This is a genomic window from Methanofastidiosum sp. (assembly GCA_035362715.1).
GTDB lineage: Archaea > Methanobacteriota_B > Thermococci > Methanofastidiosales > Methanofastidiosaceae > Methanofastidiosum.
The window spans coordinates 1-23,804 of record DAOSDU010000019.1 but is presented as its reverse complement, the minus strand read 5'-3'; the positions used below and the strand labels follow the sequence as shown (position 1 = coordinate 23,804).

The 23,804-nt window shown below is 34.9% G+C and carries 33 protein-coding genes; 20 read left to right on the top strand and 13 right to left on the bottom strand.

Features of this window, described 5'->3' with window-relative positions:
• Positions 1 to 514: methyltransferase (locus tag PLI06_09515; protein ID HOI77831.1), on the top strand; the 514-nt coding region annotated here is incomplete at its 5' end.
• Here PLI06_09515 and PLI06_09510 read toward each other — a convergent pair.
• Positions 487 to 888 carry a DUF371 domain-containing protein gene (locus PLI06_09510; protein ID HOI77830.1) on the bottom strand — a complete coding sequence of 134 codons (402 nt, stop codon included), beginning with the start codon at positions 886 to 888 and terminating at the stop codon, positions 487 to 489. The genes PLI06_09515 and PLI06_09510 overlap by 28 nt on opposite strands.
• Before the next feature lie 50 nt (positions 889 to 938).
• Here PLI06_09510 and PLI06_09505 point away from each other — a divergent pair, with 50 nt between their 5' ends.
• The 4 genes from PLI06_09505 (at position 939) to PLI06_09490 (ending at position 4,451) form a co-directional block, all read left to right on the top strand.
• Entirely contained in the window at positions 939 to 1,496 is a 558-nt protein-coding gene (locus PLI06_09505) for a DUF2284 domain-containing protein (protein ID HOI77829.1), read from the top strand.
• Between the two features lie 31 nt (positions 1,497 to 1,527).
• Positions 1,528 to 2,499: a hypothetical protein gene (locus PLI06_09500; GenBank protein HOI77828.1), complete on the top strand. Its 972-nt coding sequence runs from the start codon at positions 1,528 to 1,530 to the stop codon at positions 2,497 to 2,499.
• Between the two features lie 35 nt (positions 2,500 to 2,534).
• The gene (gene rnz, locus PLI06_09495; GenBank protein ID HOI77827.1) at positions 2,535 to 3,416 is read left to right on the top strand and encodes a ribonuclease Z; all 882 of its coding nucleotides are present in this window, start codon (positions 2,535 to 2,537) and stop codon (positions 3,414 to 3,416) included.
• 168 nt (positions 3,417 to 3,584) lie between these two features.
• A complete protein-coding gene (locus PLI06_09490) occupies positions 3,585 to 4,451 on the top strand; it encodes an Ig-like domain-containing protein (GenBank protein HOI77826.1) in 867 nt (288 codons plus the stop codon).
• Between the two features lie 378 nt (positions 4,452 to 4,829).
• Here the strand turns inward: PLI06_09490 and PLI06_09485 are convergent, their stop codons facing one another.
• Both PLI06_09485 and PLI06_09480 read right to left on the bottom strand, forming a co-directional pair.
• Positions 4,830 to 5,447, bottom strand: a complete 618-nt coding sequence (locus tag PLI06_09485) for a flavodoxin family protein (protein HOI77825.1) — start codon at positions 5,445 to 5,447, stop codon at positions 4,830 to 4,832.
• A gap of 70 nt (positions 5,448 to 5,517) precedes the next feature.
• Positions 5,518 to 5,874 (bottom strand): NFYB/HAP3 family transcription factor subunit, encoded by a 357-nt coding sequence (locus PLI06_09480; GenBank protein HOI77824.1) that lies wholly within the window; start codon positions 5,872 to 5,874, stop codon positions 5,518 to 5,520.
• Between the two features lie 62 nt (positions 5,875 to 5,936).
• Between PLI06_09480 and PLI06_09475 the strand changes: the two genes are divergently transcribed.
• Entirely contained in the window at positions 5,937 to 6,629 is a 693-nt protein-coding gene (locus PLI06_09475; protein HOI77823.1) for an MBL fold metallo-hydrolase, read from the top strand.
• A gap of 6 nt (positions 6,630 to 6,635) precedes the next feature.
• Here the strand turns inward: PLI06_09475 and PLI06_09470 are convergent, their stop codons facing one another.
• Entirely contained in the window at positions 6,636 to 7,391 is a 756-nt protein-coding gene (locus tag PLI06_09470; protein ID HOI77822.1) for a heparan-alpha-glucosaminide N-acetyltransferase, read from the bottom strand.
• Between the two features lie 85 nt (positions 7,392 to 7,476).
• Here PLI06_09470 and PLI06_09465 point away from each other — a divergent pair, with 85 nt between their 5' ends.
• Complete coding sequence (locus PLI06_09465) at positions 7,477 to 8,184, top strand: hypothetical protein (protein HOI77821.1); 708 nt, start codon at positions 7,477 to 7,479, stop codon at positions 8,182 to 8,184.
• A 25-nt stretch (positions 8,185 to 8,209) separates the two neighbouring features.
• On the opposite strand, the gene PLI06_09460 is transcribed toward PLI06_09465, so the two are convergent.
• From PLI06_09460 to PLI06_09440, 5 genes are read right to left on the bottom strand one after another with little or no spacing between them, the layout of a single operon-like run.
• Positions 8,210 to 9,364, bottom strand: coding sequence for an MFS transporter (locus tag PLI06_09460; protein HOI77820.1), 1,155 nt, complete (start codon positions 9,362 to 9,364; stop codon positions 8,210 to 8,212).
• A gap of 52 nt (positions 9,365 to 9,416) precedes the next feature.
• On the bottom strand, positions 9,417 to 10,160 hold the full coding sequence (locus PLI06_09455; GenBank protein HOI77819.1) for a HesA/MoeB/ThiF family protein: 744 nt from the start codon (positions 10,158 to 10,160) through the stop codon (positions 9,417 to 9,419).
• Positions 10,161 to 10,183: 23 nt separating this feature from the next.
• Positions 10,184 to 10,813 (bottom strand): thiamine diphosphokinase, encoded by a 630-nt coding sequence (locus tag PLI06_09450; GenBank protein HOI77818.1) that lies wholly within the window; start codon positions 10,811 to 10,813, stop codon positions 10,184 to 10,186.
• A complete protein-coding gene (gene thiT / locus PLI06_09445) occupies positions 10,800 to 11,321 on the bottom strand; it encodes an energy-coupled thiamine transporter ThiT (GenBank protein HOI77817.1) in 522 nt (173 codons plus the stop codon). The genes PLI06_09450 and thiT overlap by 14 nt, the downstream gene beginning before the upstream one ends.
• A 47-nt stretch (positions 11,322 to 11,368) precedes the next feature.
• Positions 11,369 to 11,920, bottom strand: coding sequence for a nicotinamide-nucleotide adenylyltransferase (locus tag PLI06_09440; protein ID HOI77816.1), 552 nt, complete (start codon positions 11,918 to 11,920; stop codon positions 11,369 to 11,371).
• A 100-nt stretch (positions 11,921 to 12,020) separates the two neighbouring features.
• On the opposite strand from PLI06_09440, the gene PLI06_09435 reads away from it, so the two are divergent.
• Genes PLI06_09435 through sepS form a run of 5 tightly spaced genes read left to right on the top strand, consistent with a single transcriptional unit; the run spans position 12,021 to position 16,224 of the window.
• Positions 12,021 to 12,374 (top strand): prefoldin subunit beta, encoded by a 354-nt coding sequence (locus tag PLI06_09435; protein HOI77815.1) that lies wholly within the window; start codon positions 12,021 to 12,023, stop codon positions 12,372 to 12,374.
• Positions 12,375 to 12,405: 31 nt separating this feature from the next.
• On the top strand, positions 12,406 to 13,470 hold the full coding sequence (locus tag PLI06_09430) for a DHHA1 domain-containing protein (protein HOI77814.1): 1,065 nt from the start codon (positions 12,406 to 12,408) through the stop codon (positions 13,468 to 13,470).
• Positions 13,412 to 14,320, top strand: a complete 909-nt coding sequence (gene twy1, locus PLI06_09425; protein HOI77813.1) for a 4-demethylwyosine synthase TYW1 — start codon at positions 13,412 to 13,414, stop codon at positions 14,318 to 14,320. Before PLI06_09430 ends, twy1 begins: the two co-directional genes overlap by 59 nt.
• Before the next feature lie 49 nt (positions 14,321 to 14,369).
• Positions 14,370 to 14,789, top strand: coding sequence for a hypothetical protein (locus PLI06_09420; protein HOI77812.1), 420 nt, complete (start codon positions 14,370 to 14,372; stop codon positions 14,787 to 14,789).
• Positions 14,782 to 16,224 carry an O-phosphoserine--tRNA ligase gene (gene sepS, locus PLI06_09415; protein HOI77811.1) on the top strand — a complete coding sequence of 481 codons (1,443 nt, stop codon included), beginning with the start codon at positions 14,782 to 14,784 and terminating at the stop codon, positions 16,222 to 16,224. The genes PLI06_09420 and sepS overlap by 8 nt, the downstream gene beginning before the upstream one ends.
• A 46-nt stretch (positions 16,225 to 16,270) precedes the next feature.
• Here the strand turns inward: sepS and trxA are convergent, their stop codons facing one another.
• The 4 genes from trxA to PLI06_09395 form a co-directional block, all read right to left on the bottom strand.
• Positions 16,271 to 16,594 (bottom strand): thioredoxin, encoded by a 324-nt coding sequence (gene trxA / locus PLI06_09410; protein ID HOI77810.1) that lies wholly within the window; start codon positions 16,592 to 16,594, stop codon positions 16,271 to 16,273.
• A 72-nt stretch (positions 16,595 to 16,666) separates the two neighbouring features.
• Positions 16,667 to 17,017 carry a helix-turn-helix domain-containing protein gene (locus PLI06_09405; protein ID HOI77809.1) on the bottom strand — a complete coding sequence of 117 codons (351 nt, stop codon included), beginning with the start codon at positions 17,015 to 17,017 and terminating at the stop codon, positions 16,667 to 16,669.
• A gap of 7 nt (positions 17,018 to 17,024) precedes the next feature.
• Positions 17,025 to 17,843 carry a radical SAM protein gene (locus PLI06_09400; GenBank protein HOI77808.1) on the bottom strand — a complete coding sequence of 273 codons (819 nt, stop codon included), beginning with the start codon at positions 17,841 to 17,843 and terminating at the stop codon, positions 17,025 to 17,027.
• The gene (locus PLI06_09395) at positions 17,833 to 18,105 is read right to left on the bottom strand and encodes a hypothetical protein (GenBank protein HOI77807.1); all 273 of its coding nucleotides are present in this window, start codon (positions 18,103 to 18,105) and stop codon (positions 17,833 to 17,835) included. Before PLI06_09395 ends, PLI06_09400 begins: the two co-directional genes overlap by 11 nt.
• A 106-nt stretch (positions 18,106 to 18,211) precedes the next feature.
• On the opposite strand from PLI06_09395, the gene PLI06_09390 reads away from it, so the two are divergent.
• The 8 genes from PLI06_09390 to rplV all read left to right on the top strand — a co-directional run.
• Positions 18,212 to 19,795, top strand: a complete 1,584-nt coding sequence (locus PLI06_09390; GenBank protein ID HOI77806.1) for a hypothetical protein — start codon at positions 18,212 to 18,214, stop codon at positions 19,793 to 19,795.
• Between the two features lie 80 nt (positions 19,796 to 19,875).
• Entirely contained in the window at positions 19,876 to 20,091 is a 216-nt protein-coding gene (locus PLI06_09385) for a hypothetical protein (protein HOI77805.1), read from the top strand.
• A gap of 211 nt (positions 20,092 to 20,302) precedes the next feature.
• Positions 20,303 to 21,310, top strand: coding sequence for a 50S ribosomal protein L3 (locus tag PLI06_09380; GenBank protein ID HOI77804.1), 1,008 nt, complete (start codon positions 20,303 to 20,305; stop codon positions 21,308 to 21,310).
• A 3-nt stretch (positions 21,311 to 21,313) separates the two neighbouring features.
• A complete protein-coding gene (gene rpl4p, locus PLI06_09375) occupies positions 21,314 to 22,084 on the top strand; it encodes a 50S ribosomal protein L4 (protein ID HOI77803.1) in 771 nt (256 codons plus the stop codon).
• Positions 22,081 to 22,344, top strand: a complete 264-nt coding sequence (locus PLI06_09370; protein ID HOI77802.1) for a 50S ribosomal protein L23 — start codon at positions 22,081 to 22,083, stop codon at positions 22,342 to 22,344. Before rpl4p ends, PLI06_09370 begins: the two co-directional genes overlap by 4 nt.
• Positions 22,345 to 22,354: 10 nt before the next feature.
• Positions 22,355 to 23,080: a 50S ribosomal protein L2 gene (locus tag PLI06_09365; protein ID HOI77801.1), complete on the top strand. Its 726-nt coding sequence runs from the start codon at positions 22,355 to 22,357 to the stop codon at positions 23,078 to 23,080.
• A 2-nt stretch (positions 23,081 to 23,082) separates the two neighbouring features.
• Positions 23,083 to 23,490 carry a 30S ribosomal protein S19 gene (locus PLI06_09360; protein ID HOI77800.1) on the top strand — a complete coding sequence of 136 codons (408 nt, stop codon included), beginning with the start codon at positions 23,083 to 23,085 and terminating at the stop codon, positions 23,488 to 23,490.
• Positions 23,491 to 23,494: 4 nt separating this feature from the next.
• A partial coding sequence (gene rplV, locus PLI06_09355) for a 50S ribosomal protein L22 (GenBank protein HOI77799.1) occupies positions 23,495 to 23,804 on the top strand: 310 nt, incomplete at its 3' end.

The following is a 23,804-nucleotide window of genomic DNA, read 5'->3' as shown; positions in this document are numbered from 1 at the left end:
TTCGAAGGTATATTTTTCACCGAGATTATCGGAGGAGAGGAAAAGAATAACCTCTCTTATCAATAAAGATGAAACAGTCTTGGACATGTTCTGTGGAGTTGGACCATTCTCGCTCATGATCTCTAAAAAGTCAGAGCCTAAAACAATATACTCGATTGATATAAATGAAGTGGCCATATACTACCTTAAGAAGAATATTGCCCTTAACAAGACTTATAATATTCTCCCTATACATGGCGATTCAAGAATCGAGATAAAGAATATTGAAAACCCCGATAGGATAATCATGAACCTACCTCACTCTTCATTTGAATTCCTTCCAGACGTCTTTTCAACATACAAGAGTGCAATAGTTCACTTCTATGCAGTTTCTGAGAATATTAATCTCGTCAAGAAAAGGATAACTGAAGAATCAGAAAAATATAATAAGAAGATTGAGTTTCTAGCTGAACGGACTGTAAAGAGCTATTCGCCAAACACAGATATCTATTGTATAGATTTTTCCTTTTCATAGACAATGATTTTCATTTCCTTGCCTTTTTTTAGGGCTTCAATTAAGCCTCTGTCAATGTCAAGTGATGATTTGCTTGATGTTATGGCATAGGTTCTGTCTGAGATAAACGAAGATGTTCTTATGACAAGCTCCCTTTGATCAGTTATTTTGTGATTTTTTGGTATAGTGGCTTCAAAAGCTTCTTCGATGCCATCTAACTTCATTACAAATATTAATCTTCCATTTAGTTTGTTAAGGTCGCCAATATCATGGTCTGATGATATTCCCAATATGCAATCGCCGTTGCCTTTAATCTGGTCATCTTTTGTGAATTCTAAAGTGCTTCTGTGCTCTGCGGTAATTCCCGGATGACCCTTAACTGTAAATGAAATCATAATCTAAAAAAAACCTTTAATCTTAAAAGATTTGCTTTTGAATTAGTATTGTGTCTGAATACATAGCAGAGCTAGAATCATTATCTGAAAAACTAAGTTTGAAAGAGTCCATAGAATTTGATCCATCTGTATTAATTCCTGAAGAAAGAATCAGAGTGTATTGTTACCAGAATTTATGTGGTAATTATGGAAAACATTACATGTGCCCCCCATTTATAGGTACAGTTGAAGAGATCAAGTCTAAATTATCCAATTATAACAAAGCTATCTTGATAAGATATTTTGAAGATGTAGATGTAAAAGACAAAAATAAAGTCAAAAGATCTAAAATAGACTTTCACAAGAAGATACTTGAGCTAGAAAATTTTCTATCTCAAAAAGGGATTGAGTCATGGGGCTTAGTGGGTGGTAGTTGTTCCTTTTGCATAGAGTGTAAAGCTATAACAAATAGGCCTTGCAAACACCCTCACAAGGCAAGGCCTTCCCTTGAATCGCTTGGAATTGATGTACAGAAGCTTCTTGATGATTTTGGCATTGACAATAAGTTTTACCCAGATAAGATTGTCTGGACTGGTTGCATTCTAATAAATGAAAGAGCTAAAAGATAAGTTTAAATAAGATTGTGGATTATTTATTTCCATGAAAAAAGTTTGTTTCACATGTTTGTTTTTTATTCTATTATTGATACCCAATATATTATTAGTATCTTCATTTACCAATGAGCAAAGAACTATAGTTGCAAAAAATTTTTATGACACTGGATCTAAACTAATGATTGCAGAAAAATATTTAGAAGCAAGAAATTTTTTTATTTATGCCGAAAGTGAAGCTCGAAATAGTGGAGATTATTATCTTGCATCAATATCAAATCAAAGGATAACGGAATGCAATAATATCGAAGGATTAAAAATATCAGATAAATCTCCTAGGCCTATATTATTAAACTATAATTTAAATGTTTCAAAACAGAATATAGTATATTTAGAGAATCCTTATCCTGGAAGAATTGTTATTAGGAATTACGGGTGGGAATACGATAATTATGATTGGACATGGGAATTAGAATACTCTTACGATGAATATTATCAATATTCTAATTTACCTAGAAAAGATTATTTGGGATGGAGAGAATATACCCTAGATTCAACTACAAAAAAACTTGCTGGTGGAATTTTAAATGCTTCAATTAAAAAAGGATACGATTATTATGAAAAAATAAACTTTGTTTTATCCTTTGTTCAAAGTTTACCCTATGGGCAAGATGATTTATCTTCGGGTTATGACGAATATCCACGTTATCCTATAGAAACATTATTTGAAAGAGGGGGAGATTGCGAAGACACAAGTATCTTAGCAGCCGCAATATTAAGGGATATGGGATATGATGTTTGTTTACTTATTTTTCCGGATCATGCGGCAGTTGGAGTCTTAGTTCCCTCTAGTTATTCTCCAAACTATAATTATCCTTCTAATCCCTATTTTTTTTATAATTCGGGATATTACAACGGAGATAAAAAATATTGCTATGTTGAAAGTACCGGCAACGGGTGGAGATTAGGTATGGTTCCCTCAAAATATCAAGGGATAACCCCTTTTATTTTGCTTCTATAATAAATAATTTAAACTTCTTTTCTTTTCTTAATCTGATGAAGCTTATATTCCTGGGAACATCTGCATCAAAGCCTACTTCGGATAGAAATCCTCCTTCAGTAGCTTTACAGTACAATAACGGCGAGTTCATGCTTTTTGATTGTGGCGAGGGGACACAGAGGCAGATGATAAAGAAAGTTTCACCGATGAAAATATCAAAAATTTTCATAACACATCTGCATGCTGACCACGTGATGGGGCTTGTCGGCCTAATACAATCTATGAAACTAAACGGCAGAACGCAGTTACTTGAGATATTTGTTCCAAAGGACACCATTGTATATATGAAACAATTATTCTCAATACCCTATTTTTCTGCAGATTTTGATATTCATGTCATAGAAGTCTTTGATGAAAAGATAGAGTTCGACGGGTATTGGATAAAGCCATTCCCTGTATCACACGGAGTTCCTGCAATTGGATATATTTTTGGTGTAAATGATTCAAGAGGAAAATTTAACAAAAAACTTTGTGATGAGCTCGGTATAAAGGGTGAGATGTTCTCTTTGCTTGAAAAAAATGGAAAAATTCAAGTCAACGGTAAAGAAATATCGATTGATGACGTAACAGGTAAGGATAGGAAAGGAAAAAAGATAGTCTATACTGGCGACACGGAGAAGATAGATGCATTTCCAGAGGAAGCATACCACTGCGATGTCCTGATTCATGACTCAACATTCATATCTCAAGAAGATAAGAAAGAGACTTACCATTCTACTGTTAAGGAGGCATGCGAAGTTGCACAGCTTCTTTCTGCAAAAAAGCTTGTTTTGACCCATATAAGTCAGCGATATGAAACAAAAGAAGTTGAAGAAGAATCAAAAAAATACTGTGAAAATGCAATAGTCGCAGAAGACTTCTTGGAAATAAATCTATAATTTTGCTATTTGAATTCTCTTATTAATTTTCTATAGAAAGATATTCTATTTTTTAGTTACATTTTATTTTAGTTATTGATTACTATTATTGATAACTAATATTTCCAAAAAGTTTATATATTAATGTATAATATATAGATATACAATGTATTGCAAGGAGGTAATACTATGTTAGCAATAAGAAAAATAATAACTTCACTCGTAATATTCTCTTTAATTATGCCCTGCTTTTTAGTTTCTTCAGTTTGGGCTTCTGGGGGAGCGGTAAACGACTCTGCCATATGCGATAAAGATGGCACTGTTTTGATAAATGTTTTAGCCAATGATAATACAGAACTTAAATACATAGGGCCGATTAGCCAACCAAAGCATGGTACGGCCATTATAGAAAACGGCATGATAAGGTATACACCCGATCCAAATTGGTTTGGAATTGATACATTTACATACTCTGTTCCTCTTAATGATGGGAATATAGATAAATTTTGCATAGATACTGGCCACTATTATGACTTTGTTTCAGGTACTTTTACTTGGGATGATGCCAATGTTAATGCATCAGCACTATCCCTCTATGGATTAAATGGTTATTTAGTCACCATAACTTCTCAAGAAGAAAATGAGTTCATCGCTTTAATGGAAGATGTTAATGCAACAGAAAATTCTGCTTGGATGGGTGCTACTGATGATCCTGACGTAACCGGTGATGCGGATGATAATTGGTATTGGGTCACAGGTCCAGAAGCAGGCACTAAATTTTTCTATGGAAGATACCCAGATATTGGACCAGAATGTTACATCTACTGTAATTGGACTTTTGGAGAACCAAATAACGGCAGCGGAGGGGGAGAGAGTTACGGAGAATTTTATCACTCTGGATCTTGGAATGACCTCCTTATAGATTCTGAAAATATCGACGGCTATATTGTAGAGTACGGTGGAATGCAAAACGATGCATCAACTCTACCAACAGCAACTGTCACAGTAGCAGTCCTAAACAACTCAAAATTAGCCATACACGCAGAATTAAAATAAGCTTACAACAACAGATTAAAAACAGTTAATAGCTTACAGACACAGATATTAAATAAGCTTCCAGCAGATTGCAAACAGAGCGGAGTTTCAAGTGCAGGATGCAGTGTTCCTGACAATGTAAAATCAATGTGGAACGAAGCAGAACAGTATATCCAAAATGCAAAGAAAACAGGGAATGTCATTAAAGCGGTAAACGATCTTAAAAAAGCAAAAGAACTTTTGGAACAAATATTAAGTAAAATTTAATATTTAATTTTTTATAATTTTATTTAAATAAAATTTATTTATAACTTTAAAGTCTTGTTTACCTTTTAGTTTTAAAATGTAATAAAGATAAGATTTCTGAATTGTAACTTCTGCTTGAATGCATACTGGAATTCATTTTGAGAAACTAATATTTTCAATGTATTTAACCATTTCCAGCCCTGCTTTTTCTGCCTTTGACACTACATCTTTTTTATTTTTAATAGCACCTTTATCAAAAATACCCAGCACAGGTAATTTAAACATTGTATTGTAACCCAGCGCTTTTAGAGGCATTTCAAGTGCTTCAAGAGTAAAACCAAATTCTCCCATAGTTTCTTGCTCACCAATTCCAAATATAATTGCCTGTCTACCTTGATTGGCCAATCTGCTTGAATACCGCCTTGGTCTGTCATCGGTAAAGTCATAAAAGCAATATAGCCTGTCTATGAATGATTTCATCAATGCAGGGACATTATAGTTGTGAGTGGGGGTGCCAATTATCACACCCACAGACTCATAAATTAGTGGGTATATATCCACCATATCATCAAAAAAATTTGTACATATCTTATCTTTTCTACACTTTTCACATCCAGTGCATGGATGTATATCTAAGTCTCTCAAGTATAGAATTTTGAGGCCAATTTTTCTGTTCTTAGCAGATTTTATAAAACAATCTAAAAGATAGTCTGTATTTCCATTCTTTCTTGGGCTACCGTCAATGGCCAGGATCTTCTTTTTTAACAACATGATCTTTAGATAATAAGTAAAATTTAATATTTAATTTTTTATAATTTTATTTAAATAAAAATAAATAAATCTATAATCTAAAAGTCCTGTTAACTTCTTCTATCAAAACATCACAGTCGGCTTTGATCTTCTCGAGAGTCTTTATTATTCTCTTTTTTTCAAGTTCAACTGATTTCATGTTTTCATAAGGCCTTATAGCTTCTCTAAACATCACTTCATCAATTGTGACGTAAGGGCTTTCATTTAATTTAGTAGAGACATCCTCAAGCATCTTACCTAAAAATAGATTCATCTCTTCCTTGACCTTCCTTGAAATCATCTTGTCGCTATCGAGATGAGTCCTCATGATTCTGACAATGGTACCCATTGGCAAAGGAAATTTTTGACTGTCTTCACTTGTTTCATCGTTGTTAATTTCTTCTTCCATATAAACACCTATAATCAGCATAGACTATAAAACTTATAAGACTTTCCAATATATTGAAAATTGTGGAAAATAAGTTTAATATTATAAAAGTTGGGGTAACAAATTGCTATCTTTTGAAATCCAACTCGTGTAATGTTCTAATTGATACCGGTTACAAGGGCAAAACTCAACTTATTTTGGATTTTCTTGAGAATAATAAGATACTTCCCAAAAGCATCGGGCTTATTATTTTGACGCATGCACACTATGATCATATTGGAAATGCATCTGAATTAAAAAAAATTACAGGGGCCAAAATACTTCTTCATAAGGATGATCTGACTCTTTTAGATTTAGGGGTAACAGATTCATTGAGCACAAAACCTCTAAACGTTTGGGGTAAAATTCTATTAAGTAAAGTTGCATCTATTGATACGAGCTTTAATCATCCAAAGCCAGATATTATTATTGATTCTGATTTTGACCTTAGCAATTATGGTATCAACGGTAGGATTATCCACACTCCTGGCCATTCAAATGGCTCAATATCTGTTATACTGGGCTCAGGCAATGCTTTCATAGGGGACCTTGCAATGAACGGGCTTCCCCTTAGAATAGGTGCAGGGGAACCAATATTTGGGGAGGACATAAAAGAGATATATCAAAGCTGGATAAAACTTGTTGAAAATAATGCCAACACATTATACCCGGGGCATGGGGCACCATTCAATATTAAAGTAATAAAAAGAATACTCTCCAGAAAAGGGTATATTTGATTATATTCAAATAATAGATAAATTTGCAAATCCTAGAGCGTATAATAACAGGATTATTAGTGGCTGGTGAATTAGGTAAATTTTCAGCGAATGTTTTCCTAAGTATGATAAACCTCTAGAAACTATATTGCCTGAAAAATCAAGCATGCTAAATCTTCTCTTAGATTCTGGGTAGGCCAAATTACCTACAAAAATACCAATCAGGACAACACCATACCAAGGCAGTATTGGGAAGTAATCAAAAGAGAAAAAGTATTCTGGCTCAAACCCTAACCACAAGAGATAAGTTGTATCAAATCTGAAATTACCCAGGTATACTCCAATTAATATCACTATTATCCCCAATGCAAGATTTTTGTATTTGTAGTCTAGTAAGGGAAATGATATTATTATAGAAACTCCAATTAAGTGGAGTATGCCAAAGAGAATAACCCCGTTACTCAAAAAAACAAAAGTAAAGATTGTTATAATTGCACCCCAAAGAAATATTTTAATGCCCCTTTTTAGATTTCTAATGAAAATCTCTTTTCTTTGGTATTTTGATTTGAGCTTTGAATAACTAATTGTTAACGATATGCCAACGAGCAGTAAGAACAAGGAAGCAGTCGTTCTTTGGAAAAGAGTCCAAGAGAGAGAATATATTTTTATTGGAAAATCACCTAGAAAATAAAGGTCGTAACTTAAATGATATAAAACCATCATTATTATTGCTATTCCTCTCAAGACATCAATCTCCCAAAATCTCTTAGAGGAATTCTCCATGGACAAATTTCTAATTTCAGATATATAAGGATGAGTTTATTTTCTAACCTTAAAGTTTATATTGAATTATGAAGTTTAAATTTTCATGGGTAAGAGGAGAGCAAGGCTTTTTGGGATAATTATCCTAGTGGCCATACTTATTTTAGTTTCTGGATGCAGTAAACCTAGTGAACAACCACCTCCTGTTGTAAAAACTGACCTTTGTGAGAATGTTCAATGCCCTGACATCTGCAAAGGTGAAGACCTTTGGAGTCAAAAATGTGTGGATGGAGAATGTGTTGATTTTGTAAGAATCGAGCCATGCTCTGAAAAATGTGGTTGTATAACTGATCTCTGCCAAAGGATTAAATGTAATGATCAATGCAGAGGCGAAGACCTATGGACGTACAAATGCATAAATGGAATCTGCTCCCCTGAAAGTGTAAAGGAAAAATGCTCAGTTGAATGCGGATGCGCACCCAAATTTTTCTATAAACTTATCCCAGAAGCAAGATACAAAATGCCAGAAGTTGGGATAATTGCAAATGTTTATTCTATAAGGAGTGACCAAGTTATTAGGGCAGTTGTAACATGCAGAAGCTCATTATGCTCTGCACCGCCTACAGTGTATTACACGAAATTTGAAGATCAATTTGTTCGAAGCGAAGATGAGACTGTTGAGTATTTTGGCACCGCCTGGAAAAATTTTAAAGAGATGGAAGGAAACGAATTAACAGTAGATGAAGGTGGGACATATATGATAGGCGTCAGCACACAGTACTATATTGAAGTTGGATTCTTAGAGGATACTTAGCCTTAAAAAAATCTTTAAAGTTTCCTTATTTTGCTTTGTTTAAATAAGAACTTATAATCAATCCTACTACAAAAATTATTATTGAAGAAATCATGAATATTGGTACAAATCCGAATAAGCTTAGAATTTTACCATTTACGAATGTTCCAATGCCCCCGCCTATGAACATATTGAAAGATGCAAGTGACATCACAGTACCCCTCTGTTTAGGCATTAATTGTTGGGCAGTTTGAATTATTGTAGATTGGAGGAGGATAAATGCAAATCCGAATCCAATCAAAGATAGTGAGATAAGAAATGGATTGTTCCATAAAATCATACTACACCATGAAACCCCACCAAGGACTCCCGCATAAATTAGCAGATTGTTACCTAACATCTGCTTTAAAGTACCTGCCCTTCTACCACCAATAGCTGTAGCCAATCCAAATAAGGATAATATAGCGCCTACAAATAGAATATTATATCCCAATTTATCCTGGATAAATTTTCCAGAGAACATAAAACTCCCAAAAACTGAAAAGCCTAAAAAGAATAGTATGCTAACAACCTTTATTAAATTTTTATTATTAAAGGATTTTTTATATACCTCTATAAAATTAAGACTTGTAATAACTCCTGGATTTCTTTCGAGACTCTTTATCATTATTATAGCAACAATAAGTTCTGCAATTCCGTATATTAGGTATAAGAGTCTCCATGATCCATAATATGAAACTAATCCCCCTATACCTGGTGACACAGCCCCTCCAAAGAACATCATTCCAATTACAGCGCCTAATGCGTTCTGTCTTTTTGAGTCCTCAAAGCTATCCCCTACAAGAGAAACTGCAACTGGTAAAACAGCCGCGGCAAAAGCACCATTAATTCCTCTAAGTATACAAAGTGATGTCAAGTCAAACGCAATTGCACAAAGCATACTAAAAATAGCAGTACAGAAAGCTGCAAGATTAAGGATCTTTGCCTTTCCGAATCTATCTGCCAAAGGACCAAAAATCAATGTAAAAATTCCAAATGGGATCATATATGATGAAACAGATAGTGCCGCCGAGGGAATTGAGAGATTTAGGTCTTTTGCTATGCTAACGAGCAATGGAGCGGCAGCGTAATTGTCTCCTTGCACTAAAAAAGCAATACTGCCTAAGAGTATGAGTAGTTTTTTTGGATTTTTTGAAAGCATCTATTTTTATCCTTTGTCTACAATTTATAAATATTCTCTAATGCATGTCCTGCTAGAAATATTTAGAACAAATCGAACAGTCTTCTTTTCTCTTAAAATTAATAGTTTCAAATTCCATGCATTTTAAGTCCACAATCAGTAGTTTTCCCGATAGAGTTTCTCCAATTCCAGTAAGTACTTTAATCACTTCCATGGCCTCAAGTGATCCTAAAATTCCACAAGTTGGCCCAACTATCGGGAACATTCCTTTTTTATTTGGCATATTTGGAAACAGGCATTTTATACATGGAGTTTTGCCAGGGATAATCGTTGTGATCTGTCCATAATATGATTCTACAGCTGCATGAACTAGTGGAATTTTTTGCCTTAATGAAAATTCATTTAAGAGGTACCTTGTGTGAAAATTATCTAAACAATCTACTAAAACATCACTTTCTTTAAACTTTGAAATATTTTTCTCATCAATCTCCAAAGAAAACGATTCTATTTCTATTGAACTGTTCAATTGCTCCAATTTTTCCTTAAGTGAAACGGATTTGTCCTTTATTCCAAGATCTTTCTCAAAGTGCATTATCTGCCGGTTAAGATTAGAAAGCTCAGGTTTTTGAAAGTCAATTAAATTTATTTTTCCAACTCCACTTGTAGCAAGGTATGTAGAAGCTGGGCATCCAAGACCTCCGCAACCAAATACGGATATTGTAGAATCTTTCAGAACCTTCTGAGATTTTTCCCCAAAATCCTTTATGATTAATTGTCTTTTATATCTTTGAATTTCTTTTTCTGAAAGTTCAGTTATGGAATCACCACATTAATATTATATTATCTTTTTAAGATAGATAAAACTTTACCTTTCTTAAAATATACTTTTGCCTTTTTATCAATTATTACATTCCTTAATGTTAGAGTTTGGCCCATTTCAACTTTTACGTTTGAGAGATTATAGCGGCTACCTTCAATATTAAGATCTTCAATTATTCCAGAAACAGGTATGAGAGACAATTCATGGCCCTGTTTCTTAAGGTATTCTTTCTCTGAATTTATTATTTCAATCTCATATTTTTGAGTAAGGAGCTTTGAACTAATTCCAGCTTTGTCAACCTTAAAAAGTAAGAATAGATTCCCCAATGCGTGGTCAAGCTCTTCTTTGAAACTACCAAGGATCACAAGTTCGGTTGAGCCTTTAGAGATGGCATAATCTACCGCAATCTCTCCATCGGTCTTGTCTTTGTCAGTTGGAAATGATAAAATCTTAATCCCTTTTGATTCTGCTTCTTTGATCTCTTCAGATGTTATTGAATCAAAATCCCCAAGAAGAACATCGATATTTAGGTTCATTTTCTTAGCGGTCCTATACCCTCCATCTGCGACCAATATAAGATCAAAACTATCTTCTAGGTGACAGGGCTCAGACTCGCTTAGTATTATCAGAGTTTTCTTATTTGAAGGCATCTATTAACTTCTTCTTAGACAGTATATAAATAAATATCGCTGTTACGAAAAGCTCAGGTAGCAAGTAAGAACCGTTATAGATTGCCGAATAATAAACTGGATTAATACCTTCGGGTGCATACATACCAAAGAAGATAAAACCTGAAAGGAAGTGGCAGATAAATCTCAAGGCAACTCCAACACTTGCGCCAACAAAAGGATATCTCTTTATGAACGTAGCAATACCGAGAACTCCAAATGCAAAAGGATAGTCAAAAAGGAATTGTACAGGATGAACGAAGAAAGGCTCTATCATGAATTGAACTAGCCCATAAAGAATTGCTCCAGTTAAAGCAACTTTAGGTCTGTTTCTGAGAGCTAAAAATATTATTGGGATCATGCTTCCTGCAGTTATTGATCCTCCTTGAGGCATCTGGAAAACTTTTATGAAACTGAGTACGGTTGAGAGTGCTATGGCAATAGCCATTTCAGATATCTCTCTAGCTGTAAATATACTTTTATGTTCCATAATCTAAACCTTTTGATTTATTAGAAAACAGTATTTAACTTTATCGATTAGACTGAGTTCGACATCTCTTGATAAGAAGTTTCCTTTTTGTCAGACTTTATTATTTCAAAAAGTCTTGCCACCCCATCAATATCCTTTATAACTTCGGCGGTGGCCTTAGGCACTAGACTCTCCCAGTTTCCTTTGTTTAGGATCCTGTTTCTTATCTCTTCCCCAGAATATACAGTCCTTTTATAGAATTCAGGCCCTCTTACATCATAGGACGATTCTTTGAATAGTCTGACTGTTACAGGTTCGTTTGCATAGACTACATCAAAGGGAGGCGTGATTGTTTCGACATGCTTCACCCACAATGCATTTCTATATATGTCAGGTACAGGTAGAATGTGAACGCGTCTAAGATCAACGCCTTCTGTTTCTAATGTTTTTTTAATCATTAGAAATCTTTCACCGGCAGTAAAAGGATTTTGTATTGTATGTGAAACTTGTGAACTTCCTATAGCTATGATTACTTCTTTAGATGATTCTAGTATGTACTTTACAACATGAAGATGTCCAAGATGAAAAGGCTGGAATCTACCTATGTATAGTGCCCTCATAAATCCTCACTTCTCTTGAGATTATTTAAACTTATGCTACCCAAAGGTTTATAATTGTTGTTTTTTAGATTCAAGTATAGATAATATTGAGGTGGTATTTTTGCAGAATATTCCGGAAAATATACAACAAGAACTAATGCAATTTCAACAGTTGCAGAGTCAGTATCAGATAATAGTAAACCAATTACAATCCTTGAAATTGGAAATTAACGAGACAGAGGCAGCATTGACTGAACTTTCAAAAACTGAAAATCCAGTTGTTTACAAAAGTATTGGTAGCATTTTAGTTAAATCTGAAAAAGCAGATATGTTGGATGATCTTAACAAAAAGAAGGAGTCCATCGGTATCCGGATTACTACTATCGAGAAACAAGAAGATAGAGTGAAAAAGAAGCTTGAAGAGATGCAGAAAAATCTTCAGAAGGCTTTAGGTGGACAACCTACATCAGGCTAAAGCTTTGATAAATTTTGTTGAGAATGAATAAATGTTAAGTAATGTAGAGTATACTAGATTAATGGAAATTTTATTGCGACAAGATCAATATATAATACTTCTCCACCAAAATGCAGATCCTGATGCCATAGGCAGTGCAATTGCTTTAAAGGAATTGCTAAAATCTCAGGGCAAAAATGTAATGATTGGAACTGAAACATTAAATAATTTGTCAAAGAACTTAATTTCTAGTCTTGGAGATTTTATCGTCACAGCTCCGACTGATCACAAAAATCTGATAATCCTTGATACCTCTACTCCGGTGCAACTTGGAATTTTTGAGAGCATGATTGAGAAAGCCGAAGTAGTAATATCAATTGATCACCACGAGACATTTGAAACGAACAAATTCAAGGGAACTAAATACACATATTTTATTAACAAGGAAAGGACTTCGACAGCCGAAATTATATTTGATATTATGCTCAAAATGAAGGATGAAGGATTAATCAATAAAGAAAATACAAACTGCGATAAGATCATTCGTGCTATACTTACCGGTATAGTCACCGATACAGGGCACATGAGATTTTCTGATGTAAACACTTTGAAAACTTTGATTCATATTTTCAAAAGAGGGTATCACATATCTGATGTCGATGAACTATTAAGAGTTGAAGATGACATATCGAAGAAGATAGCTATCCTAAAGGCACACCAGAGAATGAAACTTTATAGTGTTTCTGATTTCATCGTTGCAACTTCTAATGTTTCGAGCTGTGAGGCTCTTGCAGCAAAGTCTATTCTCTCAACCGGAGCAGACGTTGCATTTGTCGGTGCGGACAATGGAAGCGAGGTCAGGATAAGTGGCCGGGCTAAAAAATCAGTCATTGATAAAGGAATAAATCTTGCCAAGATAATGTCTCAAGTAGCTCCAGTAATTGGTGGTGAAGGTGGTGGCCACAAAGGTGCTGCCGGTGCCAACGGTAAATCTAACATGGAAGAAGGATTAAAGAAATGCGTAGAGCTTTTTGTTCAAGACCTTGGAGGTCATGGCGATGGAGAAAGTTTGGAGTATACTGAAGAGGCAGAAATACAGGATTGTTGGGGAACATAGCGCAGTAAAAATATGCCACTGGACAAAAAAAAGTTTGACCGAAGGCAGAGTTTGCTATAAACAAAGATTCTATGGAATTGAAAGCCATAGATGTCTTCAGATGACTCCTTCCGTTGCTTGGTGCACACACAAATGTTTATTTTGTTGGCGGCCAGTTGAATATAACGAAGACACTCCTTCTAAATATGATGATCCAGAAACTATAATTGAAGGATGCATAGAGGCCCAAAGAGAGCTCCTCTCAGGTTACCACGGATTTCTTGAAACTGTTGATATAAATAAACTGAAAGAAGCAGAAGACCCAACAAACGTTGCAATTTCTCTAGCCGGCGAACCTACTCTTTACCCAGATATATCGGGATTAATTGATGGATTTAAAAAAAGAAATTTCTCAACATTTCTTGTGACAAACGGGACAACTCCTGAAGTGCTATCTTCAATGGACACTTATCCAGATAATCTTTACATCACATTGCCAGCACCCACAAAAGAAACTTATGAAAGGGTATGCAATCCACAGATTAAAAATGGGTGGGAAAAACTAAACGAGTCTTTAGAGTTTCTGCCAAAAATTAAAACAAAAAGAAGAATCTTAAGGCTCACTCTTGTTAAGGATTTTAATATGGCAGATATTGATGAATACTCAAAACTTATAGAAAAGGCGAATCCTGATTTTATCGAGGCTAAAGCTTACATGTTTGTTGGCTATTCAAGAAAGAGGCTTGAAGTAGAAAACATGCCGATGTTTGATGATATACTAGAATTCTCTAATGAACTCGGAGAAAAATCAGGATATAGGGCAGTTGATTCTGCACCTGAATCAAGAGTTGTCTTATTATCTAGAGATTGAGCCAATAAGTTAATCTTATATATAATATTTCATACATTTGGCTGGTGTTATGGGGGGCGTAATTTTAACTGGCATCGAAGCCAAAAGATTTATCAGAGTTGACGAAGGGTCGCCATCTGTTAGTATTTCAAGCAATTTGACCTTAACTGATGCTTATAATAGTAACAATAACAATATTTTTATAGAATTTGTTTTCTGTTGCAATTACTCTCCCAATGTATGTTCCCTTAAAATCGAGGGCGTTTTTATTTACGATGGATCTGAGAAAGAAGAAATACTCAACGAGTGGAAAGAAAAGAAGAGGCTAGACACTGGTAAATTTCTTTTTATCCACAATGCAATACTTTACAGATGTTTTGTCGAGGCGATAGGCGTTTCTAGTGATATAAACGTTCCATCTCCTGTTTCAATGCCTTCTGTTTCGCCAAAGAGAGAAGTTGATCCTGGAGAGGGGATAGTTTATGGGTAAGCCACATATTTTAGAAGAAACTATATCTATTCTTAGGAATATTTATCTTGACCTTGATTTTGATGAGGTGTTCAATCCTCTTTTCATAACTGACGATGATATGTATAAGCAGTGGGGTTCAGAGACTCCCGCTATACTGGACAGGGTATATTATCTTGCCGGGCTTCCAAGACCCAATGTAGGGCTTTCAAAGGAAGTCAAAGATAAGATATCCCAGTTTGTAGAGCTTGACGAGAGAAGAAGTAGAAATCTTGAAAGAACTCTACAAGATTATAAGAGAGGAACGATAGAGGGTGATGACTTTGTCGAAGCGATTTCAAAAGGGCTTGGCATTGAGTTTGAAGCAGCCGAAAAAGTATTAGACATTTTCAAAGAATTTAAAGAGTTAATTCCGGTTCCTACAAATCTCACTTTAAGGTCCCATATGACATCTGGCTGGTTTATTACTTTACAAGCACTTGCTGGTAGAAGCGAACTACCTTTAAAGTTATTTTCAATTGATAGATGTTTCAGGCGTGAGCAGCGTGAAGATCAGACTCACCTTAGGAGCCATTTCTCCGCGTCTTGCGTTGTAATGGACAAAGAAATTTCTCCTGAATTAGGAAAAGAAATAGTCACAAATTTCACAGAAAAACTCGGCTTTGACAAAGTAAAATTTAAGGTCAAAAAGAGAAGTGCAAGTTATTACGAAGCTGGAACAGAACACGAAGCTTTTATCAAATTAGGTGACTGGATAGAGATAGCAGACTTTGGATTATACTCAAAGGATGTTTTGAAAGGATACAAAATACCATATGATGTCTTGAATATTGGGCAGGGCGCAGAAAGAATATCCATGATCCGAAGCGGTGTAAATGATATTCGTGAACTTATATATCCACAGTTCTACAAAGTTGACTTTTCCGATCAAGATATTGCAAAGTCTATCGAGTTTGTTCAGGATATAAAAACATCAGAAGGAGAAAAACTATTGAAAGCTTTAATTGAAACTGCAAGACAAAACAAAGATGTATCCTCGCCATGTGAATTTACTTCGTACAAAGGAGATTTCTTAGGCAGAAAAATAGAAGTAATGATCGCCGAACCTGAGGAGAATACTAAATTAATTGGGCCTGCAGGATTCAATCAGATTTACGTCTTAGAAAAGGCCATGGTCGGAATACTCCCAGACTCTAAAGATGAAAACTCTTTAAATATAATAAAAAATGGGGTCGATACCAAAATTTCATATCTTGAAGCTTTCTTTAGAAAAGTTGTTTCAAAAATAGAGGCAACAAAAGAGCCTGGCGAATACGAAGAAAGAATCCCTATAGTCCGGAGCATTTCTGATATCAATGTCTCGCTTCCAACATATATCCATCAGTATCTAAGGGGTAAAGGCAAGATAGACATCAGAGGTCCAGTATTTACAACTGTAAAGTGGAAAGTACTCTAATAATTTATTATTTAAAAATAGTATAATAGAAAAGTATTAAATAAAATTAAATATTTCTTTCTATTCTTTTTATGAGCTCTTCTTTAGGCACGAAACCAATTATCGTGTCGAATACTTTCCCGTCCCTAAATATAGCAATTGTTGGTATGCTCCTAATTCCATATCTCTGAGCTACCGACATACTTTTGTCAACATCCAATTTACCAATCTTCCATTCTGGATGTTCGCCTGCAACTTCTTCAATAACGGGAGCAATCATCTGACATGGGCCACACCAGGTTGCCCAAAAGTCAACAACGACAGGTTTGCTACTCTTTAATACTTCCTGATCAAAATTTGAATCTGTTAGCTCAATTGTGTTCTTACCCATCTAATTCACCTAACTCTAAAAAGAGAATAATTACTTAAAAATCTTTGGTGTGATATTTTTTTCATATAAAGATTAAATTGATTTAACGGATTCCTGAAGGTCATTGTACCATTTATCAATGCTTGCCAGTACTTTTTTTCTTATCTCTTCGCGTTCTAAAGATTTATACACAAAGTACCGCCCTCTTTTTCCTTGAACACAACATTTAGATTCTCTAAAAATTAACTCTTTATCTATTAAAATCTTCAAAGATTTTTGGATAGTAGTTCTATCTTTTTTTAGAATATTTTGAATTTCCTTAACCCTCATTCCTTCAGACGGAAGCATCAGTATTATGCTCACTTCAAGGTCTGTTAGATCAAAAGCGCACCTTAGAATTTTTTTTATTTCTGTACTACTTTTTATTGTTGGTAATTCTTCCATAGGACCACTAACATACAGAACAACATATTTCTTTTACAATTATATTGGACTCATTTCTTATAAGTTTAATCATGTTTTTTGTTGGATTTACAATATTGTCAAAGAGAAGGGCAGTTTCATCCAGCTCTTTTATTCTTGGGCGCATGCATCCCAAGGATAATGTTACATTGGGAAAAGAATTTCTTGTATAAAAAAAGAAATCTTTTATTGATTGAATGTCATAATCAACGCTGTTTGTCTTCTCAAGTTCATTCTTAATGAGTACTAATAAAGTTAGATTTTTTATTGGATATTTTTTCAATATCTCAACTACATTGTATTCGCCCACGACCTTTCCATAGTCAAGGCCAACACATATATGGGGGATAACATTAACATCTTCCTCTATTAAGAATCTTAGAGCGTTTTCATAATCTGAAACCTTGAAAGGTATCTTAAGTATTCTTTCTATTGTATCCTTACTTCCAACAAAATCAATGGATACCGCATCAATCCTGCTTTTCTTTATTTCTTTTGCATCTTCTCTTGTTAGAAATCCAGAATGTAGATTGATTATAAGATCAGTATCTTTTTTTATTTTCTTAAGTATTGAATAGTCAATTGGAAGCTTTCCTCTTTCGTCAAGTCCTCCGCTAACAAGGATACCTCTTGCTCCTTTGTTATCTAGTTCAATAGCTTTCTGATATAGATCTTCTTGGGTAACATGCATCATGTACTTCAAATATTTACGATTACAATGCATGCATGAAAAGTAGCATTTCTCGCCTGTAATCGAAATACTTGGAAATGAGTCTTTAGAAGGATAGCATATGTTTTTACTTTTCATTAATCGCCCTCTTAAATACTTCCTTTAAGTCTCCAGCAGTTATCCCATATGCTCTAAAGTCAGAAGAAAAAAAATCATCAATCAGTTGTAATACTTCAGGTAAACTCTTTTGATTAATCGATTTCTCTAAATTATCCATTCCTTCTTCAGGGAAAACAAAGAAGTCTCCATATACCCTGACATCTGAAAAAATACTGTTTTTATAGTTAAAAGAAATACCAATTAATTTTCCGCCTTGCTTCTTATATTCAAAGATATCCATAATTCTTCTACCAGTTCCAAATGGGATTATTAACTTAAATAAATATTGTAGTCAATCAATAAAAAGAAATTGTGTTACTTTTATATATAAGTCTCTCAATATTCAATTGAAGGATAAAATGGCAAATCATGAATCTTTAAGACTTAATGATTATTATCTGTGGAAGAAATATCCTACCTATTCTGAGTATCCATGGGATAGACAATATCTTAATGTTGAATTCTTAGAGTTTGAAAAGATAAGGGTCAGTAAGGTAAAAGACTGGTATAAGGAATTTAGTAGAGCTGAAGATGGAAAGTCTTTGGAAGAAATATCTCTTTATGTTGTTCCACTGTCCATGGATTCTTCATGGAATGTCGCCATTGAATCTCAAACTAATTCTAAATCAATAGGGCTATCTGCCCTTTATAATACTCCTATTGCAGTTAGTATTGGATTGATTCCTTCAAGCAAGAATATTCCAGAAGATTATAGCCTTATTAGCATTATAAAATCAAAGAAATCATATATCTATAATGAGAAGCTGAATAAAAGTGAATCTGTTATTATAATTGATGAGTGGGAAGAACTTCCCTCAGATTCTATCTACTTGGATGTTCCATACGAAAAAAGGATAATTGAAAACTTATTTGCAGAAAACTTACCTTTAGATAGAGAAATATCAAGATCATTTCAAGCCCCTATTTTAAGTGCACCTTATGATGGGGGGGTGGGGGGCATATCTCTATCCTCACTTTCATGGAATTCAAAACTTGCCCTCGAGTTACAGAAGATCATCCAGCTAATGGTCCCGCCTGAATATCGGGGTATGGATCCACCAAAAAAAGCAATTAGTGGAATTAATTTTGATTCAAATACTATTCAGTACAAACTTGCAGAAAAGCCTAAAATTGGGCACAATATCCTCTCAAAAGTTTATTCTGATAGTTATAGCAAACTGCATCAATCACTAGTTGAACGAAATAATTTTGAAGGAGAGTACTCACTTTTTTCTTCAATAAAAATTAATGAGGGAACAAGAAGGCAGATGATCCTCGAAACTTTCAGGAATTTTACTCAAACAGAAATTACTTTGTCAGATATCGACCAGTTGTTGACAGAAGATGATATGTATCTCAGACCTTTACTTAAAATGATTGATGAGAATTTATGGATTCAGGTTGTTCATGCGCATTACAATAATCCTACAGAAGGAAAAAATTACGATAAAGAATATCGGCACATAATAGACTTATTATCAAAAGATTATGATGTTCTTTTAGCCGATAAATTCAAACAAGATAAAACAAGAGAATTGATAGTTCGTTCCATACTGAATAGAACTAGTTATAATATCAGAAGATTAGCACAGTCGTTTGCAAGAGCGGATGATAAAACTGAGATAACAAATAAATATCTTAAAGATTCAAGAAGAAATGTGCTTGATAACTTTGAACGCTTGATAAGTGAACCCGCGATTAAGAAGGAAATAGATTCGATAAAAGATCACGAATCAGATGAGCGATATAATGTTGTTCAAGCCACTTTGATTAATAATCCGTATCTAAATGTAGTTGAAATATTTCGTGAAGTTAAGTCAACTGATTTATTCAAAGATGAATATGACGTCCAGGATTTACTTGATTGGATGCATAAAAAGGGGCATGTAATTAGAGATTCACAAAATCGCTATTCTTTTATTTTCTTTTGAGATTTAGATTAACGAAAAATCATATTCCCAATAAAAACACTTAAATACTAATTTTCTTAAATCTCAATTCCGGTGAGGCATTGTCAAAGTTGCTACTAAAAAAACTAGAATACTACAATGGAAAAAGATTAGTGATATCAATTGACGGCAGCATCTTTAAAGGGAAGTTACTAGATTTCGATGAAGATGTACTTTGTCTTAGTGATGTGACTGATATTGCTGGTTCCTCAGGCAAGGAACTAGTTGTAAGTCTTAGCAATGTGGTCTGGATTATATTGGCCGAGGATAGTAAATAAGTGAAAAAATCAATACACCATAACATTTATAAATCCTATATTATACTGCCAATACAGCAGAACTTGCTTAAAAAAAAACGTTACGAATTACAGACGGGGATAGAGTGAAAGCGACTTTATTCCTCAATTCTTGACTAATAGTACAATAATAAAATTTGGAGATTTGGGCTATTAGGCCTAATACTCTTTATGTAAAGCCGGAGGCTTAAAAATGGGCGGTAGTGGACGAAATAAAAGACCCCGTAGAGGTTCCTTGGGATACAGCCCCAGAAAGAGGGCTTCAAAGATAGTGCCAACTTTGAATAGTTGGCCAGAAGTGGATGATGTTAAGATCTTAGACTTTCCCGGCTATAAGGTAGGGATGTCCCACATTTTAAGGATAGACGATAGAAAGTATACACTTACAAAAGGAAAAGAAATGGTGGTGCCTGTAACTTTGGTAGAAACTCCACCAATTTACGTTTGTGGTGTTAGGGCATACAAGAAGACTCCATACGGACTGAAAACCGTCACAGAGTCTTGGGCAGAAGGCCCGAAAGAACTTTCACGATCAAAAACTGTTACAAAAAGTCCTGAAAAAGACCTTGCTAGAATCCAATCTCTTATAGAAGGTGGAAAGGTAGATGATTTAAGAGCTATTGTTTGCACACAACCAAAGCTCATTAATCTGAAAAAGAAACCAGAGGTCATGGAAAGCGGGATTGGCGGAGCAGATGTTAACGCCAAGTTGGAATACCTAAAGGGTGTTTTTGGAAAAGAACTAAAGGTAAAAGATGTTTTAGACGAAGGAGAATTCGTCGATGTTATTTCAGTTACAAAAGGAAAGGGATTCCAAGGCGTAATAAGAAGATGGGGAGTAAAAGTACAGACTAGAAAATCTAATGACGCAAGAAGGCATGTAGGTTCAATAGGTCCATGGCATCCACCAAAAGTTATGTGGACTGTGCCATTTGCTGGACAGATGGGATTCCATACGAGAACAGAACTTAACAAAAGAATATTTAGATTAACAAATCCAAAAGATCTCAATATTACCCCAAAAGAAGGATTTAAGAATTATGGATTATTAACATCTGACTATGCTATGCTTAAAGGTAGCGTAGGAGGATCCACAAAGCGAATATTAAGGCTTAGAAAATCTGTAAGGGTACCAGTAAGAAGAACTGGAGGGGTACCAGATATTACCTACCTCTACAAAGCTTCTGCAGGGGAGGCATAAACAATGAAATCTAATGTATATTCAATAACTGGAGAGAAGTTGAAAGCAATAGACCTTCCCTCAGTGTTTTCTTATGAGTACAGACCTGATTTAATCAAGAGAGCGGTATTGGCTTCTATAACTCATAGAATTCAACCATGGGGAGTAAGCCCAATTGCCGGAAGAATGACGTCTGCACATCCAAGAAGAAAAAATCTTGGAATATCAAGAGTACCTAGGATGAAATCTGGCCCAAGAAGAGCTGCATTTGCACCTCACGTTGTAGGAGGGTTTGTAGCTCATCCACCAAAACCTTGGAAAGTTATCAGTGAGAAGATAAACAATAAAGAAAGAACTGTAGCAATAAAATCAGCTATATCAATAACAGCTAACAAGGAAATGGTGATGTCAAGAGGTCACAGATTTTTAGATAATGTCGAATTCCCAATAATTGTTGAGAATAAGATTCAAACAGTAAAAAAGACAAAGGATACAAGAGATATATTCAAGAGCCTTGGAGTTTGGGATGATATAATCAGATCAAAATCTAGAACAATAAGGGCTGGACGAGGAAAGATGAGGGGAAGGAGATACAAAAACAAAATAGGCCCGTTAATAGTTATTGGAAAGGACGCAGGCATAATGAAGGCTGCAAGAAATCACCCTGGTGTAGATATTGTAATGGTCGATAAGCTTAGTGCTGAACATCTAGCCCCAGGTACACATGCAGGAAGACTCACAATATGGACTGAAGATGCAATAAAGTATCTTTCTAAAAATGAGGTGTTTAAGTGAAAAATCCACATGACGTGATTGTCCATCCACTTATTACAGAAAAGACTGTAGCTACTATGGAAAGGGATAATATATTGACCTTTATTGTTACCATGGGTAGCAACAAACAGGATATATATAATGCCGTAGAAGAACTTTACGAAGTTGAAGTAGAAAAAGTAAGCACGACTGTTTTGTCTACTGGGAAGAAAAAGGCATACGTTAAACTAAAAGAAGAGTATCCTGCTGATGAAGTCGCAACAAAAATAGGTGTATTTTAAGGTGATATGATTGGGTAAAAGAATTATTTCACAGAGAAGAGGAAGAGGAACAAATACATACAAGGCCCCTTCACATAGATACAATGGAAGAGTTAAACACAGAAGCTATGACAACGAAGAGAGAGATGGAGTAACACGCGGTGTTGTTAGAGAACTATTCAATGATCCTGCTAGAACTTCACCAGTAGCAACGATTCTTTTTGATAATAAAGAACAAGAATTATTTCTTGTACCAGAAGGAATTCGAGTAGGTAGTAGTATAGCAACAGGAATAATGGCCGAAGTTGAAATTGGGAATACACTTCCTTTGAAGAATATCCCTGAGGGAACTTATATTTATAATATAGAATCAAGACCTGGGGACGGGGGCAAATTTGTCAGGTCTTCAGGTACTTATGCTACATTAATAGCTCATGATAATAAGAAAACAGTAATACTGCTTCCTTCAGGCGTAATGAAGACTTTGAATTCCGAATGCAGATGTACAATCGGAGTAGTGGCCGGCGGAGGAAGAAAAGAAAAGCCTCTAGTAAAAGCAGGAAATAAATTCCACAAGCTTAGGAGTAAAGCCACACTATATCCAAAAGTTAGAGGAATTGCAATGAATCACAACGATCACCCGTTCGGTGGGGGTAACCACAAGCACCCAGGTAAAGGTACAACTTGTTCAAGAAATGCACCGCCAGGTAGAAAAGTTGGACACATAGCAGCAAAAAGAACTGGTAGGAGGCGTTAAACTTGGCTAAAAAAGAATTTAGTTTCATGGGTTTTACTGTTGATCAAATGGGAAAGATGTCTATGGACAAGTTGATAGAACTCTTGCCATCAAGACAGAGAAGATCTCTCAAAAGAGGACTTCCCGTGAGACAGAAAAAATTACTTAAGAATATTCGAGAATCAAGAAAAGAAATGGAAGCTGGAAACAATTATACTGTAAAAACACACTGCCGTGATATGGTAATACTCCCCGAGATGCTTGGAGTTACTATAGGAATTTACAATGGTAAGGAATTTGTTCCTGTAGAGATAACTCCTGAGATGGTGGGACATTATTTAGGAGAATTCGCGCCTTCAAGAAGAAGAGTTTCACATGGTGCCCCTGGAGTGGGCTCTACAAAGTCTTCCCAGTATGTACCATTGAGGTGATCTGATGCCTTATTCAAGAACTGATATAGATGAGACAAAAACTGCAAAAGTTTATGGAAAAAATATGAATATATCTCCAAAACATAGTAGAGAGATATGCAATACAATTAAAGGCATGAAGATCGAAAGGGCAAAGGAATTACTAGAAAGCACAATTAAACTAGAAACTCCTATACCCTTCAAGAGATATTACAAAAAAGTTGGCCATAAGAAAGGACTTTCAAAATGGTTCGCTGGGAGGTACCCAGTAAAAGCATCAACAAATTTATTAAAACTTCTTAAGGAAGCCGAATCAAATGCAGAATACAAGGGAT